Origin of the sequence: Rhodococcus spongiicola (assembly GCF_004011835.1) — a bacterium.
Lineage (GTDB): Bacteria > Actinomycetota > Actinomycetes > Mycobacteriales > Mycobacteriaceae > Prescottella > Prescottella spongiicola.
The window spans coordinates 656,908-675,198 of record NZ_RKLN01000001.1 but is presented as its reverse complement, the minus strand read 5'-3'; the positions used below and the strand labels follow the sequence as shown (position 1 = coordinate 675,198).

Here is an 18,291-nt window from a genome sequence, read left to right as displayed (position 1 = left end):
GTCCGGCACGGGACACGTCGCGGGCGCTCAGAGTGGTAGGGAAAAGCTTTGGGCAGCATTGTCTTTGCATGCGCCTGTCGCGGTATCCAGCCAGAGCGCGCGCATTCCAGTCCAATTGACAAGTGCAATGAGATCGTCCGCGGTTCAACGCGGTTCGCCCCGTGTGGCGAACGGGACAGAGCGGACAATGCGGAATTCCTCGGGAAACTGTGCTGCGAAAACCGTTGAAGTGCGAGACACTGAGGTGACCCCCTGACTGGAGGTCACCTCATGGAACTCCGCGCGAATGGGTCGATTACACAGCCGATGTCCAGTACTGCCCAGACGAGCATGTTGCGGGACTTGGATCTTGGGCTATCGAACTCCGTCCGGACGGTGCTGTGGTGGGCTTCCCTGATGTTCGTGGTCGCAGTGGTGCCGGCCCTGGCCACACTGATCCTGATGGGGTCGGTGGCCCTCGCGGTGACGGTCGGCCTGATAAGCGTCGGTGGCGTCAGCCTTGCGGCGCTGATGATCTGAGGGGTTCGCCGCTGCGGGAGTCCCGAACGACGAATCCCATCAATGCAATTCGTCGGGGAGGTCGGCCGGATCGAGCAGCACGAACTGCCCGTCCGACGTGCGCACCTTCTTCGAACTGGAGATGTTCTCGCTCAGCAGGTTCCATTCGACACCGTCGATCTGCGACGCGGCCTGCGCGAGGACCTTGCTGTCGCGGGTGCCCCACGCGATCGGCATGATGCTCGCCATCTGATACGTCTCGCCTCGAGAGCGGGTCGAGCGGTCACCCAGCACCGACGTCGATGGTATCCGCGCTCCGACGCTGTACCCCTTGCCCGGCAGCGCCCGGACCGTGCGGGCCACGAGGGCGTAGTGCGGCTTGGCGGTGTCGGGCTTGGCGATGTCGACCAGCGCGAGCAGGGTGTAGCCGCGGGGGTGGATCTCCGAGACGACCGCTGGCACCAACTCGCCCTTCGCGTACAGGTCTTCGACGCTCCCCACCTTGCGAGGGGTCCACACCACCATGAACAGCGACGTCAGCGCGCAGATCGCCAGCACCACTCCCACGATGTACGACCAGGGCCGACCCAGGACGAACAGCCATGCCGACCCGGCGCCGAGAAGGACAGCCATCAGCGCCGCGGACCACTGCAGGTGCCGGATGTCGCCGATGGTCTCGTTTACTGCTTTGGCGTGATGCCTGTCGACCGGGAACTCGAAGCGTCGCACGGGTGAGAGGTCCTATCCGAGGGTCGGGCCGAGCAGGTCGTCGGCGTCGGTGATGCGGTACGCATAGCCCTGCTCGGCAAGGAAGCGTTGACGGTGGGCGGCGTACTCGGTGTCGAGCGTGTCCCGAGCGACCACCGAGTAGAAGTGTGCCTGACCGCCGTCATGCTTCGGACGCAGGAGTCGGCCCAGCCGCTGTGCCTCCTCCTGTCGCGAGCCGAATGTGCCCGACACCTGCACCGCCACCGATGCCTCCGGCAGGTCGATCGAGAAATTCGCGACCTTGCTCACGACCAGCGTCTGGATCTCGCCTGCTCGGAACTTGTCGAACAGCGCCTCGCGTTCGGTGCTTCGCGTGGAACCCTGGATGACGGGGGCGTCCAAGGCTTCGCCCAGCTCCTCGAGTTGGTCCAGATACGCGCCGATGATGAGGGTGGGCGCGTCCGGGTGCTTGTCGAGAATCGACTTCACGACCGCGATCTTGGTGTGCGCCGTCGAACACAACTTGTAGCGCTCTTCCGGTTCGGCGGTCGCATACTCCATTCGCTCGGCGTCTGTCAGGGTCACCCGCACCTCGACACAGTCCGCCGGTGCGATCCACCCCTGCGCCTCGATGTCCTTCCACGGGGCGTCGTAGCGCTTGGGCCCGATCAGCGAGAACACGTCGCCTTCGCGCCCGTCCTCCCGGACCAGCGTCGCGGTGAGACCGAGACGGCGGCGCGACTGCAGGTCGGCGGTCATCCGGAACACCGGTGCAGGCAGCAGGTGCACCTCGTCGTAGATCACCAGGCCCCAGTCGCGGGAATCGAAGAGCTCGAGGTGCCTGTACTCACCCTTCGACTTGCGGGTGATTACCTGATAGGTCGCGATCGTGACCGGACGGATCTCTTTCTTCTCGCCCGAGTACTCGCCGATCTCCTCCTCGGTGAGCGAGGTGCGCGCGATCAGCTCGCGCTTCCACTGCCGTCCGGCGACGGTGTTGGTGACCAGGATCAGGGTGGTCGCCTTCGCCTCGGCCATCGCCGCCGCGCCGACGATCGTCTTCCCCGCACCGCAGGGCAGCACCACCACACCGGAGCCGCCGGCCCAGAACGATTCGGCCGCCATCTTCTGGTAGTCGCGCAGCTGCCAGTGGCCTTCCTCGAAGGCGAGGTCGATCGGGTGGGCCTCGCCGTCGACGTAGCCGGCGAGGTCCTCGGCCGGCCAGCCGATCTTGAGCAGCACCTGCTTGAGGTGACCGCGCTCGCTGGGATGGACGATGACGGTGTCGTCGTCGATCCTCGCGCCGAGCATCGGGGCGATCTTCTTGTGTCGGGTCACCTCGGTCAGCACGGCGCGGTCGAGACTGACCAGGGTGAGGCCGTGCGCCGGGTTCTTCACCAGTTGCAGGCGGCCGTAGCGGGCCATGGTGTCGACGATGTCGACCAGCAGTGGCTGCGGCACGGCGAACCGGGAGAACGTCACGAGGGCGTCGACAACCTGCTCGGCGTCGTGTCCGGCCGCGCGGGCGTTCCACAGTGCGAGTGGGGTGATCCTGTACGTGTGAACGTGTTCGGGGGCGCGCTCGAGTTCGGCGAACGGCGCGATCGCCTGTCGCGCCTCATCGGCACGCTCGTGCTCGACCTCGAGCAGCAACGTCTTGTCGGACTGGACGATCAGCGGGCCGTCGGTCACTTGCGCCTCCTCACAGACGGTAACCAAACCATTGTCCAGGCGACGGTGGCGTCCTGCCATATGGCCTGCCTCGGTCGGAAGAGATCGCTCGTCGAGACGGTCAGTCCGTGAGCGCGACGGACGTGATCCGGTGCAGCATGAAGCGGCGCGTCTCACCGGTCGTCGGATCGAGCGCGTCCAGCTGCCCGCCACCGACACTCACCGGTTGGACGATGCGGTGCGACGCGACACCCTGCGCGTCGACGTAGCCGATCGTGACCTGTCGACGTACTGCAGTCGCCGTCTGCAGCAGCGTGATCGTCGCCGCGGTCGAGGCGCGGGTGCCGTCGCTGCGTAGCGATGGTCCAGAGGACCCGAGGGACTCCGCCGCCCGATCCCCGGCACGCAGCGACCGCACCAGCGTTTCGAGCTGCTCGTCGGTGGGAACCGCCGGCGCGCGCACCCGTGCCGTCCGCGGGGTGGGAACCCGGGCCCCGCGCGGGCGCAGATCGACCAGGGTGCCGCTCGAGTCCTCGCCGGCCGGGGCGAATCCGACGGCCCGCAGCTCAGCCAGGACCTCCCCGAGGGGGGCCTGAGAGATGACGACGGTCGGGGCGAGGGAGCGCAAAGCGAGCTGGTCGGCGACGGGGGAGGAAAGCACCTCCGCGAGCAGTGCCGGGTCCTCGCAGCGGATGAACGAGGCCGCGACCCCGGCCCGGAGCCGGCCGTGCCGGCGGGCGACGTCGTCGATCAGGTAGATCAGCGACTGCGGGACAGGGGTCTTGGACCGGGTCGCGAACAGCGTCTGCAGTTCGGACGCGGTATGTCCGGCGTCGAGCGCGCGGCGGATGCTGGACTCGCTGATCCGGTACATCGACGCCGCTCCCGCGGATTCGACGTCGGCCACGAGCGTGATCTGCTCGGTTAGTTCCGGGATCAACGGTCCGGGTGCGACGACGGTGAGGTCGGCCTGCACGAGCACGTAGTCGATCGGCTCGGGGAGGGCCGCGTCCAATTCGGCCACTGCATCGCCGCCGTGCAGCAGTGCTTTGCCCGGGGAGCTGAGTGCTCCGTGCGCGACCAGGCCCAGTGTTCGTGCCTCGTCGAGCATGCGTTCGACGATGTGCGGACCCAGTCGGCCCGCCCAGCGGGGGCGTCGCCATGCCAGTAGCCGACTCGCCTCGCTCGCCGGCAGGTCCCGCGCCCCGGCGTCGGCGAGCAGTTCGAGCAGGAACCTGCGCTCTTGCGGTGCACCGGGGGCCCGCACCTCCTCGGACAGCGCGGAGATCGGCTTGTCAGTGGTATCGCGGCTGCCGATCATCCACGGCCGACGCGGCAATGCCAGCCAGGCCCCGGCAATGGTCGCCCAGCGGCGAGCGGTGCCGGCGCTGAGCCATCCGGTGACTGCAACCGTCGGCGCCCAGTATTCGTCGACGTCGGTGGGTGGCGTGGGCTCAGGGATCCCGCTGGCGATCAGACCGGCGCCGGCGAGCAGTTCGAGGAGCAGGCCGATCCGCGCCTCGTCGATCCCGACAGCCTTCGACAGCCGCCGCAGTTCCCGCACACCGAGACCGCCGGCCTTGAGGGCTGGTGCCGGGGCGTCGCCGAGCGCTGCGACGAGGTCCTCACAGTGCCGGATCAGTTCCATCGCTTCCCCGGCCGCCGCAGCGTTCACGTCGGTCAGCTTCTGTTTGCGCCCGGCGAACGGTGGCGGGGTCGGCGACGCGGGATCGTAGACGGCCTCGTCGCGCAGCACCTGACCCACCTGAGTCGGCAGTTCGACGGTTTCGGCATCGATCCAATGCAGCAGTCCGCGGCTGAGCAGACGTTGGACGGGCCGGTCCGGTGAGGTCCCGGGCGCAGCGTCGCGGGTGCGGCCGAGCGGCGACGACCGGGCGAGTGTGGTCAGTAGATCGCGCTCGCTCGGTTCGATCTCTGCGAGCGCAGCCCGGATCTCGGTCTCGGTCATCGCGTCGGTTCCGGTGTGGGCGCGGCCGGTCCGCCAGGGCAATGCGTCGGCCGCGGCCCGCGCGATGCGGAGACGGCCGCCGTCGCCCCACACCAGCGCGAGGCTGCGCAGGTGGGACAGCGCCTTGTCGAGGCTTTTCTTCGATGCGCGATCTGCAAAGGCGTCGTCCAGGTGGCTGCGCGCCACGGGGGTCTGGTCGGCCTGTTCGAGTGACAGGACCTCCAGCAGGCCGAATTCGAGTGTGTTCAGCGTGTCGGCGGCACGCATCACCGAGGCTCGTTGCTCGGCGCGGCCGGCCAGCACGGCGCAGGTCGCAGGTGGGGGCACGGCCAGGTCCGGACGCAGTCGCAGCAGTTCAGTGAGTTCGGCATCCGTGCGGTCGGTCAACCAGTCGGTCAGGGTCGGTGCCATCCCTGGGTGCGCGGTTCCCGAGCCGCCCTCGGTGCCATGCGTAGAGGTCATCGACTATGAGATTAATGACCTGGGGTGTACCACGGCGCGGGCTCCTGCCAAAATGGGCGCGTGGCTAACAATTCGAAGAAGCGCTATGTCGATCCAGGGTGGCCGGAAACCGCGGACGGAGATCACGCGGTTACGGAGTTGTCGTCCAGCCGTGCCGGGAACCTCTCGCCGTTCGGCGAGGAGACGGAGTTCCCGCTCCCGGTGGACTCCTTGCCGTACGTGCACCCGCACACCGTGATCAACCGCTGACATACGCGCATACGAAAGGGCCCCTCACCGTCGGTGAGGGGCCCTTTCTGCGTTTCGGGTCAGCCCGTGTTTCGGGTCAGCCTGTTTCGGGTCAGCGAGGCAACGCGTTCGCGATGTTGCCGGCGATGTCTTGCAGGTTCAGCTTGCTCAGGTCGAACGACTTCGCGGCCTCGTAGGTGTCGAGGACCGGCTGGTCGATCGCGATGCCCCGTTCCTTGGCGGCGTCGATGAGCGAGTCGATCTGGCTGAAGACGCCAGCCGCCGGGTGATCGGCGGCCGGAGCCGGGGCCTGCTCAGCGGCCGGGGCCGGGGCAGGGGTGGGTGCCGGGGCTGGGGTGGCCGGGGCGTCGCGCTGCGTCGCCGCACTGGTGAGGCCGAGCTTTGAGGAGCAGGACGGCCACGCGCCCCAGCCCTGGTTGGCGAGCACCCGCTCGGCGACGACGATCTGCTGCTCGCGGGTGGCCTGGTAGGCGGTCGGGGCGAACTCTCCGCCGCCGTGACCGTTCCACGTGGCGGGGGAGAACTGCAGGCCACCGTGGTAGCCGTTGCCGGTGTTGATGCCCCAGTTGCCGCCGGCCTCGCACTGTGCCAAGCGATCCCAGTCGGAATCGGGGGCGGCGGCCGCGGTGCCGGTGAAGGCCATGCCACCCGCGCCCACGATGGCGCCCGTGACGGCGACCTTTGCGACGGTACGACCGGTGTTGGTCGGTTTGCGATGACGTCCGCTCATGTCGATCCGTTCCTCTCCGCACGCGCCTACGAGGTCAGCTGTCGGGTTCGGGCTGAGAGGTCGCCCGGCCTTGCCGCTCATTGCTGTAGCGGTTTCGGCTTCACCCCTAGGGAGATCGCTCTCCCGATGCCTCGGGGTGTCCCTCCTCGGGACTCCCGGAGGACCTTTGGGTCCCCCGTCCCCGTCCATGGATGGTTCGTGGTTGCCTCCGGACCCACTGGACGGGGTTTGGCGCGGAAGGTCCGGACGTGGCCGAGGTACCGGCCGGAACCGACGGTACGACGATCTGGGGCCGAATGTCACCAGTTGATAACGAGGTCGGTCACAGGGAGTGGGGATATTGAAACCGACTCAGGAAGCCATCACCGCAGGTGGACGTGCCGTGAGGAGATTTGGTCACAGTCCGACACCTTGTCGTTATCACTACGTTATGTGAAGGAGATCACAGTAAAATCGGACAGGTGTGTCCCACATTTCGGAATATTCAGGCGGCAGGCCGGGAGGTCTAATTGCGGGGATCTGATCCCGCGTCCACTATCTCCTTGCCGAGCGGCATCAGCGAGACCGGGATCATCTTCAGGTTCGCGATCGCGAGAGGGATGCCGATGATGGTGATCGCCATCAGTATGGCGGAGGCGATGTGGCCGATCGCCAGCCAGATACCCGCCAGGATCAGCCAGATGACGTTGCCGATCAGCGACGCAACACCCGCCGTCGGCTTATCGATCACGGTCTTGCCGAACGGCCAGAGCGCGTAGAGGCCAATGCGGAACGATGCGATGCCGAACGGGATCGTGATGATGAGCACGCACATGAGCAGGCCGAAGACGAAGTAACCGAGCGCGAGCCACAGGCCGCCGAAGATCAGCCAGATGATGTTCAGCAGGATCCGCATGGTCGTTCCTTTCAGCGACTGCGACGGCCGGAACGGAGGGCGTACGCGACCGCGAGGACGAATCCGAGCGGGCAGGCGAGGGTGAGCAGGTAGAGCGTCAGGCCGGGAGCGCCGTCGGTGAGCGCGTGGACGAAGAAGATCGCCACGATGGCAGCGATCCCGACGAAGAAACAGCCGAGGGCGAGATAGAGCAACCCCTTGCCCGGCCGTGTGGATGCGCTGGCTGCGGGTGCGCTGGTGTCGGCGCGGTTCGATCCGTTCGTCACATCACAACGGTAGGCCACCAGCGTTGGCGCGATGGCCGTACCCCGGGGCACGGGGTCCGTTGTGGCGGCGAAGTTGTCGACCGTTCTCGGGTGCGCCGTCGCCGTGGGCCTCGCACGTCCGGCCGGTCTGACCGCTGCGCGATGGCAGATCCTCGGGCCGTCCTGGATCAGCCCTTGTCCGTCGCCTGGATCGCTCGTGAGATGGGCATCACCCAGCAGAGGGTGCAACGGATCGCCGACCTGCTCGTCGACGCCGGGCTGGCCGAATACCAGCCCAACCCGGCCCACCGCCGGGCCGAACTCGTCACGGCGACCGCAGGCGGGCGCCGCGCGATCTCCCGGATCGACCCGGCACACGCAGCCTTCGCCGGCCGCCTCGCTCAGGTCCTCGGACACGAAGAACTCTCCGCCATTCTCGAGGCCATGCGTCGACCGTCCGCGACCGTCGACCAACTGGCCCGGGTAGCAAGGGAAGACGGCGCCGACTGAAGACCAACCAACCGACCGGTACTGGGCCGGACCTCCGCCGCTGCCGGTATACTTGGGCTCTCACGCGCGTCCCGCACTCCAGGTGGGGCGCGTTGTTTTGCATGATCCACGCGCGCACTCAAACGGGGTGCGACAGTTCAGATGAGCGGGTGAACGCGGTGCCTACCGGCAAGGTGAAGTGGTACGACGTCGAGAAGGGCTTCGGCTTCCTGTCGCAGGAAGAAGGGGAGGATGTCTACGTCCGTGCTTCCGCGTTGCCCGAAGGCGTCGAGGGCCTCAAGGCCGGGCAAAGGGTCGAGTTCGGCATGGCCGCCGGCCGCCGCGGTCCCCAGGCACTGAGTGTGAGGGTGCTCAGCCCGGCGCCCTCGGTCCGGCAGGGCGGTTCCCGCCGGGACGCGGCCCCGTCCCGGAAGCACACGCCGGACGAACTGCACGGCATGGTCGAGGACATGATCACGTTGCTGGAGGCGAAGATCCAGCCGGATTTGCGTAAGGGGAAGTACCCGGACCGCAAGACCGCGCAGCGGATCTCCGAGGTGGTGCGCGCGGTCGCCCGCGAACTCGACAGCTGAAAGTTGGAGCCCTCCGGTCGAAACCGGAGGGCTCCCGTGTGTGGTCGGATAGCTGGTGGACTCGGATAAGTGGGACTACGACGCCGGGACGACTACTCCACCGCCCGGCAGCGGCACCGTCTGGATGGCCCAAACCGGCGCCAGCCCGCCCTGGGCGGGAAGCTGGATGATCGCGCCGATCAACTGCTCGCCCTCGGCGCCGGGGATGGTCACCGCGTACGCCTCGCCGGGTTTGTAGTCCTGGTAGCCCTCGAACACCTCGCGCGTCTCGGGGATGCCGATCTGGACGCTCAGACGCCAATCGGAGTTCGCGATTTCCTCGGGCAGGGACAGCTGCAAGGGATAACCCTCCGGTACCGGGAGCTCGATGACCTCGAGTCCCGCGCACCGCAGCATCTGGTCGCAGAAGCCGGGCTCGACGGTCGCGGTTTCCTGCTTCGCGAACGCCGTGATGGTCGGCAGCCTCTCCTCCGCGTTCCCGACGAGGTAGGCCACGACCCCTGCTAGACCCGCCGCGGATACCACCACCACCGCTGTGATCAGCGCGAGAATCTGCTTTGTCCGGGCTTGCATCATCGATTTCGTCTCTCGTTCTCGGGTCAGTCGGTGCGGCGGTTGTGGCCGACGGTGGTCTCGGGGTTGACGTGTTCGGGACGGTTGCCGCCCAGGCCAGGAAGCAGGGTCGCCCCACGGTAAGTCAGGATCGTCTGAATCAGGCCGATCGAGAGCACCACCGACACGACCGTGAAGCCGACCCATAGGTCGGTCGGCAGCATGACGCCGAGCGTGCCGCCGAGCACCCAGCTGAGCTGCAGGACGGTCTCGGAACGGCCGAATCCGGATGCGATCGACGCCTCCGGCAGGTCCTGCTGCAGTGACGCGTCCAGCGACACCTTCGCGAGCGCGCTACCGGCCGACGCGACGAACGCCGCCAACACCGCCGCGAGCAGGTTACCGGTTACCGCCACGAGGATCGCGGCCAGCGTCACCGCGGCGGTACACCGCAGCACCAGGACCGCGGGCCGGCCCAGTTCGAGGCGGGCGCCGGTCGCGTTGCCGGCGAAGTTGCCGATCGCTGCGGCGGCGCCGACGAGACCGAGCATCGCGGCCTGCATCAGCGCGTCATGGCCGGTGCTGGCCTTCGCGACGAAGGCGATGTACAAGGTCAGAAAGCCCGTGAGGACCCGGATCGAGCCGTTGCCCCACAGCCCTGTGACCACCGCGCGGCCGAGTGGTTGACGGCGCCTGCCAGGCTTGCTGGTCGTACCGACGTCGATCAGTTCGGTCGGGGAGTTGTCGCCGTGGAAGGTCAGTGTGGCCGGGACCTCACCCTCGGTGACCTCGACCCAGGCCGGGATCCGCATGCTCAGGTACGCCCCGAATGCGGTGACCAGCACCGTCAACCACAGCACACCGGTCGAGGATCCGGTCACGAAGGCCACCGCGGCGGCCAGCGCACCGGCCCCGATCGTGCCGCCGACCAGGCCGAACACGGTCAAGCGGGAGTTGACCCGCACAAGGTCGATCTCCGGTGGCAGCACGCGTGGCGTCACCGCGCTCTTGAGCACCGAGAACGATTTACTGAGCACCATCATCGCGAGTGCGCACGGGTACAGCGCCCAACTGTCGAAGTTGAAGACGAGCACGACCGCGAGCACTGTCCGCAGCGCGAACGACGACGCGAGCGCGATCCGTCGACCTCGCTGCAACCGGTCGAGGGCCGGGCCGATCAGCGGCGCGATCACTGCGAACGGCGCGATCGTGATCAACAGGTAGAGGGCGACCTTCGTCTTGTCCTCGCCCGTCGCAGCGGAGAAGAAGAGGGTGTTGGCGAGCGCGACGGCGATCGTCGCATCGGTCGCGAAGTTCGCCATCACCGCGTACGTCAGCGCCGTCAGCCCGGACTTGTCGGCGCCGTCCGCAGTAGCCGCTCGGCGGAAGCTGGCGATGCCCTTGTTGGTCAGCTCGCGGCTACGCATCGCCGCGACCCGCGTGACCGTGAGCCTGCGGGGCATCGGCGGTGGCTTCGGCGCACCACGGTCGGCATCGGCGGCTGTGCCTTCGCCCGGGGCCACGCCTTCGCCCGGGGCCACGCCTTCGCCCGGGGGCACGCCTTCGCCCGGGGGCACGCCTTCGCCCGGGGCTGCGGCGCTGCGTCCCGGCACCGAGCGAGGCGGCTGGTTCACAGGATGCAGCGGCGGCAGCGGCGTCCGGCGCGCTGCGGTGCGTCGTGACGGAGGGTAGTTGTCGTAGCCGGGATGCCGTTCAGGCGCGGGGCCGCCCGGTTCCTGCCCACGCCGGTACGCGTCGTGGGGTTCGCGGGGTCCGGTCACTCCCCAATTCTGGCCTAGTCCGTGGACATTGTTCGACCCGGGCGGTCTGTTTCCTGTTGCACGGACGTGTCAGAACCGTGCACGGCCCGTTCAGGAGACGAAACGAACCTCGAACATGCGCGGCCACAACTTCCCGGTGACGAGGAACCGGTCGGTGCCGGGGACCTGCGCGATGCCGTTGAGGACGTCGATGCCATCGCGTTGGTCCGACGGCAGCGCGTCCTCGAGGTTCGAGGCATCGATCTGCGCCGCCACGACACCCGTTGTTGGGTCGATCTTCACGATCTGGTCCGTGGTCCACACGTTGGCGTACACGAAACCGTCACTATTGCAGTCGAGTTCGTTGAGCCGGTCGATCGGTCGTCCGTCGAGCGTGACGTCGACCGACCCGATCACGTCGAACGACACGGGATCCCGGAACGCCAGGGCGTCCGAGCCGTTGCTCATCACCAGCCGATCAGCCTGCGCGCACAGACCCCAGCCCTCGCCGTTGTAGTGGACCTGCCGCTGCTGGGCGAGGGTGGTGCGGTCGCGGGCGATCGCGACCCCGTTCTTCCACGTGATCTGCCACAGCGTGTCCCCGGTGACCGTGATGCCCTCCCCGAACAACGGCGGCATCAGGTCGGCACGCGCCAGTTCGGCGCCGGAGTCCAGCAACGTGGCCCGCACCCACGACTGGCCGACGCGTCCGGTGCTCTCGTAGAGGGTGTCGCCGGATATCTCGAGGCCCTGGGTGAACGCGGTCGGGTCGTGCGGCAGCTCGCGGATGATCTCCGTCCGCAGGCGCTCGGCGATGACCGTGCCCGCCGGCGGTGCGGCAGAGGAGCCCCCGGAGCACCCGGCGAGCAAGACGGCGGTCAGAAACAACGCTGCGATCGCGAGTAGGCGTGAGGCGCGGCGGGGATTCACGGAACCAGCATGACAGGCCCGACCAGACCGGACGCGCGCAGGCGGGACAGAGTGCGGCAAGATAGATGCCGTGAGTGTTGCGTCGTCTCCCGAGAACGCCGTCGTGCGCCCCGTACTCGCTCGAGCGGTCGAGCGTGCCCGCGCGGCGCTCGTCGAATTGAACGAGGGCAGTGTGGGTGATCACCTCGGTGTCACCGCGGAGGACGACTGCGCCGCCACGCACCGATTCGAGGCCAAGCTGCCTGGCTACAACGGCTGGCAGTGGGCCGTCGTGCTGGCCGCCGCCCCGGACTCCGATCACGTCACGATCAGCGAGCTTGCGCTCCTTCCAGGACCGGACGCACTCGTGGCTCCCGACTGGGTGCCGTGGAACCAGCGGGTCCGCCCCGGCGACCTCTCTCCCGGAGACTTGCTGGCACCGCCGGAGAACGATCCGCGCCTAGTGCCTGGCTACTTTGCCACCGGTGACCCCGAGATCGACGCGGTCGCCTACGAGGTGGGGCTGGGACGTAAACAGGTCATGAGCCGGGAAGGCCGACTCGACTGCGCCCAACGCTGGCGCGAAGGCGAGTACGGGCCCGACTCGGAGATGGCGAAGGCCGCGCCGTCGACGTGCGAGTTGTGCGGCTTCTACCTGCCGCTCTCCGGGGTGCTGCGAGCCGAGTTCGGTGTCTGCGGTAACGAGATGGCCGCCGACGGGCACGTGGTCAACGCGGCCTTCGGCTGTGGCGCGCATTCCGACACGACCCTGCCCACCGGCACCGGCACGCCCCGTTACGACGCCTACGACGACGCCGCGGTCGAGGTCGTGGAGGCACCCGCGGTCGACGAGGCCCCTGCGGAGCCCGGTACGCCGACCGAACTCGAGCCCCCGCTGGATTCGGCATCGGGCAACTGACGGACCCCTTCGATACCGCCGCGCTCCGGGAGGGGACGCTCCTTGCGTGGCGTGGTTCGCCGACCCGTCTACGTGAAGACGTTGCAGCCGAGGCCGATCTCGTCCGTGCCGGCTACCGCGACCGCGTTCTCACTGAACTGGCCCAGAACGCCGCCGACGCCGCTATGGCCGCCGGCGCGCGGGGCAAGTTGCGGGTACAACTGCACGGCGACGTGTTGAGCATCGCGAACACCGGTGCACCGTTGGACCGCGATGGAGTTCACGCCCTGGTTGCCCTGCGAGCGTCTGGAAAGTCCACAGGAGTAGGGCGATTCGGGGTCGGTTTCACCTCGGTGCTCGCGGTGAGTGACGATGTCGAACTGCGCTCCTCGAGCGGCTCGCTGGCCTTCTCGTCGGAACGCACCCGCATCGAACTCGCTTCTGCCGGACTCGAGGTTCCCGACTCCGGCGCACCGGTGCTCCGGCTGGCGTGGCCTATCGACGAGCGTCCACCCGTGGGGTTCGACTCCGAAGTGGTCCTGCGACTGCGTTCCGACGTGGACGTCGACGCCGTGCTCGCGGGGTTCGCCGCCGAGGCAGTCGACCTGCTCCTCGAACTGCCGGCCCTCGAGTCGATCGAGATCGACGGGGCGCGGTTACACCGGACCGAGCGCGATCTCGGTGGTGGGCTCATCGAGGTCACCATCGGTCCCACCACCTGGTGGCAGTACGTGACGAAGGCCGCGCGATGGCTGGTGCCGGTGGCCGACGGGCGCCTACAGCCGTTGACCGGAGATGTGCTGCGGGCGCCGACCCGCTCCGACGAGGAATTGTCCATCCCCGCGCTACTGATCGCCGACGTCGCGATGCAGCCCGACCGTCGGCGCATCCTGCCCGGGACGGGCCTGACCGATCTGGTCCGTGGGTACGCCGACTTCGCGGCTGCGTTGCCGAGCGACCAGCGCCCCGACCTCGTGCCCTTGCCGGGGTTCGCCCGGAGCGAGGTCGACGCGGTGCTGCGCGAGGCGTTGCTCCGCGAACTTCGTACCCACGCGTGGCTACCGGCGGCCGGCGCCGGCGACCTCGCGCCCGCTCGCGCCACGATCGTCTCCGGGCTGACTCCCGAGTTGGCCGGCGCCCTCGCGGATGTCGTGCCCGATCTCGTCGACCCGCACCTGTCCGGGCCGCGACACGCCTCCGCGCTCGCGGCCGTCGACGTGCACCGGATCGGACTGGCACGCATCGCCGAACTCCTAGGTGGGCATGACCGGGAGCCGTCGTGGTGGCACGCGCTCTACACCGCGATCGAGCCGATCGTCGTAGATGCGATCGCAGTGGAAGAACTTGCGGCGATCCCGGTTCCGCTCGCTGACGGCCGTACCGTCACCGGGCCACGGACGACCGTCACCGGTACCGACCTGGGGGGCGCACTGGGCAATGCCGGAACGGCACTCGACTGGGTGCGGCTGGTCCACCCCGGCGCCGCACATCCGCTGCTGAACCGTCTCGGCGCCGAGCGGGCGACTGCCGGTGACCTGCTGTCCGACCCGGCGCTGAAGGCGCGGATGGAGGATCTCGACTACGACGACCCAACCACGGCAACCGAATTGGCGACCGCCGTGCTCGCGCTCGTCGGTCTCGCGGAGCCAGACGCGAGACCGGCGTGGCTCGGTGAGCTGCCGCTGCCGGCCGCCGACGGCGAACTGGTGCCCGCCGATGAATTGCTGCTGCCGGGCGCACCGCTCGCGGACGTCCTCGTCGAGGACTCGCCGTTCGGCACCGTCGATGCCGACCTGGTCGCTCGAGTGGGGGAGGAGCCGCTGCGCGCTCTCGGTGTCGGCTGGGGGTTTGCGGTGCTGCGCGCGGAGCTTCCCACCGGTCCCGAGCACGATCTCGACGACGAGGACGCCTGGTGGGACACCCTCGACGACGACCCGGACACGCTCGTCGCGGTCCGCGACCTGGACTTGGTCGATCCCAGCCGGTGGCCACAGGCCCTCACGCTGCTGGCCGACGACCCCGAGACAGCAGCCGCGCTCGCCGACCGCAACGGTTACACGGCGTGGTGGCTGCGCCGCCACGCGAGGATCGACGGTCGACCGCTGGCTGTGCTGCGTGCGCGCGACGACGACACCTTCGCCGGTCTGCTCGACGTCCTCGACCACCCGGCCGCGCCCGCGCTGGCCGCGGCGCTTGCACCGGCGGTCATCGACGACACCGAGTTGGCCGGTGTCCTGCTGGACCGGCTCGCCGATGCCACGCGCACCGTCACCCCCGACGTCGTGGCTCGCACGCACCGGCTGCTCGGCGCTGCCGCGTCGAGGCATGTGCTGGACCTCGACGAGCTGATCCTGCCCTCGCGGGTTCGCAGTCTCGCCGGCACCGTCGTCGACCCCGAGGACGCGTTGGTTCTCGACCGGGCACACCTCGGAGCGGCCATCCCACCAGAGCGGATCGTGCTCGGCGCGTTCGAGACTGCTCCGGCGCTCGCCGATCTGCTGGACCTGCCGCTCGCGTCCACCGCGATCGACGCCGAGATCCTGGGAGACGGGGAGGTCAGCTCGTGGGACCGCGAACCCGGAGCGGTGCTGGCGTGTGCCGCGCTCGGGATGCACCTACCGACCGGACCCGTCGTCGTCCACGACGCCCTCGTCGTCCGGACACGGGGCGCCGTCGAGGGTGATGTCGCGGTGCCCTGGTGGGTGGACGACGAGGGACGCACACACTTGCGTCGGTGGCAGGTCGGGGAAGGATCATGACGGTCGACCAGTCGGTGCTTCAGTGGATGCTCGAACACCGTGCGCCGCTGCTCACCGACATCATGACCGTGGTCACCCACAGCGGCGGGACGGTCGCGGTGTTCGCGGTCGTCGCCGTCGTGACGATCTTGCTGCTGCGTCGGCAACACCGGGCCGAGGCCGTGATGGTTTCCGGCGCGATGCTGACGGGCTGGGCGCTGATGAGTTCGCTCAAGCTACTGTTCGGCCGAATGCGACCGCCGGCGTCGGCACGGCTCGTCGAGCTCGACACCTACTCGTTCCCGTCCGGGCACGCAATGATGACCGCGATCCTCGCGTGCGTGCTCGGCGCAGTCGTGGTGCGGTTCGTCACCCCCGGCGTGCGACGGATCAGCCTCCTCGTGTTGCTCGCGTGCTACACCCTCGCAGTCGGAGCGTCACGGGTGTATCTGGGCGCCCACTGGCTCACCGATGTGCTCGCCGGCTGGGCCTTCGGGGTCGTGTGGGCAGGTTTGTGGATCTGGGCGGTCCGACGCCGCCGCGCGCCGGTGACACGGTCGAACGGTGTGTGACGTTCGTTACGGCTGGAACCGCGACGGCCGGGGCGTTCAGTCGAGCCCGCGCTGGGCGCCGCGCTTGCCGCGTCGAGCTGCGCTTCGCTGAACGAGGAACACGCCGAATCCCAGGACCCCCAAGGCAGTTCCCGCGTAGCAGACAGGTAGCGCACCGCTCCAGGGCTCTCCGGCCAGCAGGACGACGACGGTCGCCAGCACCCACGCGAGAGTGCCGACAGCGACCACCGGGCGTGGGTCGGACAGGCGTTCCACGAGCGTCGTGCGATGGATCTCGGTCACACGAGTAAGTTACCCGGCCCTCGGTGCCCTACTCTGCCATGAACGAAATCCGACATTCCGGCGATTGGACTCGAGAACGACATGGCGGTCACCCAGAATGCCCCCGAGCCCACTAGGCAGTCGACACCCTCGCGGTTGCTCGATACCTATTTCAAGATCACCGAGCGGGGATCGACCATCAGCCGAGAGGTCCGCGGCGGCCTGGTCACGTTCGTGGCCATGGCGTACATCGTCGTTCTCAACCCGCTGATCCTCGGGAGCTTCTCTGCCGATGACGCCGCCGCGAAGACGGACGTGCTCGGCAACATCCTTCCGGTCACCCAGGTCGCCGCCGTCACGGCGCTCGCAGCCGGCTTGATGAGCATCATCTTCGGCATCGTCGCCAACTACCCGTTCGGCATAGCGGCGGGTCTGGGCATCAACAGCCTGCTCGCGGTGTCGATCGCGCCGCAGGTGACGTGGCCCGAGGCCATGGGATTGGTCGTCATCGACGGCATCATCATCGTCGCGCTGGCGGTCACCGGCTTCCGCACCGCGGTCTTCAACGCCATCCCGCGTGAGCTCAAGGCCGCGATCGCCGCCGGTATCGGCATGTTCATCGCGTTCATCGGCCTGGTCGACGCCGGCTTCGTACGTCGCGTTCCGGACGCCGCCGGCACGACCGTCCCCGTCGGCCTCGGTATCGAGGGTTCGATCTCCGCATGGCCGACCGCCGTATTCATTTTCGGCGTCCTGCTCATGGGCGCGCTCGTCGTGCGGAAGGTCCGCGGCGGCCTGCTGATCGGCATCGTCGTCACCACCGTGCTGGCCGCCATCCTCGAGGCGGTCTTCGACATCGGGGCATCCAAGGGTGTCGATCCCAAGGGCTGGAACCTCAGCGTCCCCGCGCTACCCGACGTCGTCGCGCAGATGCCCGACCTGAGCCTGGTCGGCGACTTCAGCCTGTTCGGTGCGTTCACCCGTATCGGCGTCCTCGCCGCGAGCCTGCTCGTCTTCACGCTGGTACTCGCCAACTTCTTCGACGCGATGGGCACCATGACCGGCCTCGGCAAGGAAGCCCGTCTCGCCGACAAGGACGGCAACCTGCCCGGAATCGGCAAGGCCCTCGTCGTCGAGGGTGCCGGCGCCGTCGTCGGTGGCGGCGCGTCCGCGTCGTCCAACACGGTGTTCGTCGAATCCGCGTCCGGCATCGCCGAGGGTGCGCGCACCGGTCTCGCCAACGTGGTCACCGGCGTACTGTTCCTGGCCGCGATGTTCCTCACCCCGCTGTACTCGGTGGTCCCGATCGAGGCGGCCGCTCCGGCTCTGGTGGTGGTGGGCGCGTTGATGATCGGGCAGGTTCGCGACATCGACTTCAGCAAGTTCTCGATCGCCTTGCCGGCGTTCCTCACGATTGTCACGATGCCGTTCACCTACTCGATCGCCAACGGCATCGGTGTCGGGTTTATCTCGTATGTGGCCATCGCGGCCGCGGGCGGGAACGCCAAGAAGGTGCATCCGCTGTTGTGGATTATCGCGGTGCTGTTCGTCGCATACTTCGCGGTTGGCCCGATTACTGACGCCGTTACGTGATTGAGAGGGCTCGAGTTCCCGTATTGTTTGGACCTGTGACATCGGATACTCGCGCCCTTGCCAGCGACCTTTCCCTTGCGGTGGTGCGTTTGACGCGACACCTGCGTGGGCGGAGGAGCGATGCGCAGGTGACGCTGACGCAGTTGTCGGCCCTCGCCACACTCAGCACCGAGGGTGCCATGACTCCTGGTGCGCTCGCCGCCCGTGAGAAGGTGCAGCCGCCGTCGATGACCCGAGTCATCGCCTCGCTCGGCGATCTCGGACTGGTCGATCGCGCACCGCATCCCACCGACGGGCGCCAGATCATCGTTTCGCTGTCCAGCGCGGGTCAGGCCCTCATGGAAAGTGAAACTCAGGCTCGCGAGGCCTGGATGACCGAGAAGCTGTCACACCTCGATGACGAGCAACGCGCGACCCTTCGTGATGCCGTGGTCATCCTCACGTCCCTCGTCGAGAACGACTGACCGACTGTTGTGACTTGGGCTCGAACAGATTCGGG

18 protein-coding genes, 1 pseudogene and 1 riboswitch are annotated in these 18,291 nt (G+C 68.1%); of the genes and pseudogenes, 9 read left to right on the top strand and 10 right to left on the bottom strand.

The genetic code is table 11. The features are described 5' to 3' along the window. Window positions 1–306 precede the first annotated feature (306 nt). The gene (locus EF834_RS03150) at window positions 307–519 is read left to right on the top strand and encodes a hypothetical protein (protein ID WP_235870972.1); all 213 of its coding nucleotides are present in this window, start codon (window positions 307–309) and stop codon (window positions 517–519) included. A 39-nt stretch (window positions 520–558) separates the two neighbouring features. Here the strand turns inward: EF834_RS03150 and EF834_RS03145 are convergent, their stop codons facing one another. The 3 genes from EF834_RS03145 to EF834_RS03135 form a co-directional block, all read right to left on the bottom strand. Beyond that, window positions 559–1,227, bottom strand: coding sequence for a DUF3239 domain-containing protein (locus EF834_RS03145; protein ID WP_127945676.1), 669 nt, complete (start codon window positions 1,225–1,227; stop codon window positions 559–561). Window positions 1,228–1,239: 12 nt separating this feature from the next. Then, entirely contained in the window at window positions 1,240–2,898 is a 1,659-nt protein-coding gene (locus EF834_RS03140; RefSeq protein WP_127945674.1) for a DNA repair helicase XPB, read from the bottom strand. Window positions 2,899–2,998: 100 nt separating this feature from the next. Then, on the bottom strand, window positions 2,999–5,308 hold the full coding sequence (locus EF834_RS03135) for a helicase-associated domain-containing protein (protein ID WP_127945672.1): 2,310 nt from the start codon (window positions 5,306–5,308) through the stop codon (window positions 2,999–3,001). Window positions 5,309–5,368: 60 nt separating this feature from the next. On the opposite strand from EF834_RS03135, the gene EF834_RS03130 reads away from it, so the two are divergent. Beyond that, a complete protein-coding gene (locus EF834_RS03130) occupies window positions 5,369–5,557 on the top strand; it encodes a hypothetical protein (protein ID WP_031937314.1) in 189 nt (62 codons plus the stop codon). A 91-nt stretch (window positions 5,558–5,648) separates the two neighbouring features. Here the strand turns inward: EF834_RS03130 and EF834_RS03125 are convergent, their stop codons facing one another. The 3 genes from EF834_RS03125 to EF834_RS03115 all read right to left on the bottom strand — a co-directional run bounded on the left by EF834_RS03125 (window position 5,649) and on the right by EF834_RS03115 (window position 7,448). After that, the gene (locus tag EF834_RS03125) at window positions 5,649–6,287 is read right to left on the bottom strand and encodes a transglycosylase family protein (protein WP_127945670.1); all 639 of its coding nucleotides are present in this window, start codon (window positions 6,285–6,287) and stop codon (window positions 5,649–5,651) included. 7 nt (window positions 6,288–6,294) lie between these two features. Continuing rightward, window positions 6,295–6,494, bottom strand: a riboswitch (cyclic di-AMP (ydaO/yuaA leader). Between the two features lie 298 nt (window positions 6,495–6,792). Then, on the bottom strand, window positions 6,793–7,182 hold the full coding sequence (locus tag EF834_RS03120) for a YccF domain-containing protein (protein ID WP_127945668.1): 390 nt from the start codon (window positions 7,180–7,182) through the stop codon (window positions 6,793–6,795). An 11-nt stretch (window positions 7,183–7,193) separates the two neighbouring features. After that, complete coding sequence (locus EF834_RS03115) at window positions 7,194–7,448, bottom strand: hypothetical protein (RefSeq protein ID WP_408014453.1); 255 nt, start codon at window positions 7,446–7,448, stop codon at window positions 7,194–7,196. A gap of 94 nt (window positions 7,449–7,542) precedes the next feature. Between EF834_RS03115 and EF834_RS03110 the strand changes: the two are divergent. Both EF834_RS03110 and EF834_RS03105 read left to right on the top strand, forming a co-directional pair. Further along, a pseudogene (locus EF834_RS03110) lies at window positions 7,543–7,937 on the top strand (MarR family winged helix-turn-helix transcriptional regulator); the annotation flags it as partial. 158 nt (window positions 7,938–8,095) lie between these two features. After that, window positions 8,096–8,509 carry a cold-shock protein gene (locus tag EF834_RS03105; RefSeq protein ID WP_127945666.1) on the top strand — a complete coding sequence of 138 codons (414 nt, stop codon included), beginning with the start codon at window positions 8,096–8,098 and terminating at the stop codon, window positions 8,507–8,509. A 75-nt stretch (window positions 8,510–8,584) separates the two neighbouring features. Here the strand turns inward: EF834_RS03105 and EF834_RS03100 are convergent, their stop codons facing one another. The 3 genes from EF834_RS03100 to EF834_RS03090 all read right to left on the bottom strand — a co-directional run bounded on the left by EF834_RS03100 (window position 8,585) and on the right by EF834_RS03090 (window position 11,751). Beyond that, entirely contained in the window at window positions 8,585–9,082 is a 498-nt protein-coding gene (locus EF834_RS03100; protein ID WP_235870971.1) for a DUF2771 family protein, read from the bottom strand. Between the two features lie 26 nt (window positions 9,083–9,108). Next, a complete protein-coding gene (locus tag EF834_RS03095; RefSeq protein ID WP_127945662.1) occupies window positions 9,109–10,842 on the bottom strand; it encodes an MFS transporter in 1,734 nt (577 codons plus the stop codon). Between the two features lie 90 nt (window positions 10,843–10,932). Continuing rightward, window positions 10,933–11,751, bottom strand: a complete 819-nt coding sequence (locus EF834_RS03090) for a glutaminyl-peptide cyclotransferase (RefSeq protein WP_408014452.1) — start codon at window positions 11,749–11,751, stop codon at window positions 10,933–10,935. 70 nt (window positions 11,752–11,821) lie between these two features. Here EF834_RS03090 and EF834_RS03085 point away from each other — a divergent pair, with 70 nt between their 5' ends. The 3 genes from EF834_RS03085 to EF834_RS03075 are packed head-to-tail and all read left to right on the top strand — an operon-like array spanning window position 11,822 to window position 15,938. Next, window positions 11,822–12,649, top strand: a complete 828-nt coding sequence (locus EF834_RS03085) for a DUF3027 domain-containing protein (RefSeq protein WP_235870970.1) — start codon at window positions 11,822–11,824, stop codon at window positions 12,647–12,649. After that, window positions 12,646–15,387, top strand: coding sequence for a sacsin N-terminal ATP-binding-like domain-containing protein (locus EF834_RS03080; protein ID WP_127945658.1), 2,742 nt, complete (start codon window positions 12,646–12,648; stop codon window positions 15,385–15,387). Before EF834_RS03085 ends, EF834_RS03080 begins: the two co-directional genes overlap by 4 nt. Further along, complete coding sequence (locus tag EF834_RS03075; protein ID WP_127945656.1) at window positions 15,384–15,938, top strand: phosphatase PAP2 family protein; 555 nt, start codon at window positions 15,384–15,386, stop codon at window positions 15,936–15,938. Before EF834_RS03080 ends, EF834_RS03075 begins: the two co-directional genes overlap by 4 nt. Window positions 15,939–15,974: 36 nt before the next feature. Here EF834_RS03075 and EF834_RS03070 read toward each other — a convergent pair whose 3' ends face one another. Further along, window positions 15,975–16,220, bottom strand: coding sequence for a DUF2530 domain-containing protein (locus EF834_RS03070; RefSeq protein ID WP_127945654.1), 246 nt, complete (start codon window positions 16,218–16,220; stop codon window positions 15,975–15,977). 81 nt (window positions 16,221–16,301) lie between these two features. On the opposite strand from EF834_RS03070, the gene EF834_RS03065 reads away from it, so the two are divergent. Both EF834_RS03065 and EF834_RS03060 read left to right on the top strand, forming a co-directional pair. After that, the gene (locus EF834_RS03065; protein WP_127945651.1) at window positions 16,302–17,792 is read left to right on the top strand and encodes an NCS2 family permease; all 1,491 of its coding nucleotides are present in this window, start codon (window positions 16,302–16,304) and stop codon (window positions 17,790–17,792) included. A gap of 35 nt (window positions 17,793–17,827) precedes the next feature. Beyond that, a complete protein-coding gene (locus EF834_RS03060; RefSeq protein ID WP_127945649.1) occupies window positions 17,828–18,256 on the top strand; it encodes an Rv0880 family HTH-type transcriptional regulator in 429 nt (142 codons plus the stop codon). The last annotated feature ends 35 nt before the right edge of the window (window positions 18,257–18,291 follow it).

Coding starts and splice junctions, on each gene's coding strand:
- EF834_RS03135 (WP_127945672.1), bottom strand. CDS start 5,308: ATGACCTCTACGCATGGCACCGAGGGCGGCTCGGGAACCGCGCACCCA.
- EF834_RS03065 (WP_127945651.1), top strand. CDS start 16,302: ATGGCGGTCACCCAGAATGCCCCCGAGCCCACTAGGCAGTCGACACCC.
- EF834_RS03150 (WP_235870972.1), top strand. CDS start 307: ATGTCCAGTACTGCCCAGACGAGCATGTTGCGGGACTTGGATCTTGGG.
- EF834_RS03075 (WP_127945656.1), top strand. CDS start 15,384: ATGACGGTCGACCAGTCGGTGCTTCAGTGGATGCTCGAACACCGTGCG.
- EF834_RS03120 (WP_127945668.1), bottom strand. CDS start 7,182: ATGCGGATCCTGCTGAACATCATCTGGCTGATCTTCGGCGGCCTGTGG.
- EF834_RS03100 (WP_235870971.1), bottom strand. CDS start 9,082: ATGCAAGCCCGGACAAAGCAGATTCTCGCGCTGATCACAGCGGTGGTG.
- EF834_RS03125 (WP_127945670.1), bottom strand. CDS start 6,287: ATGAGCGGACGTCATCGCAAACCGACCAACACCGGTCGTACCGTCGCA.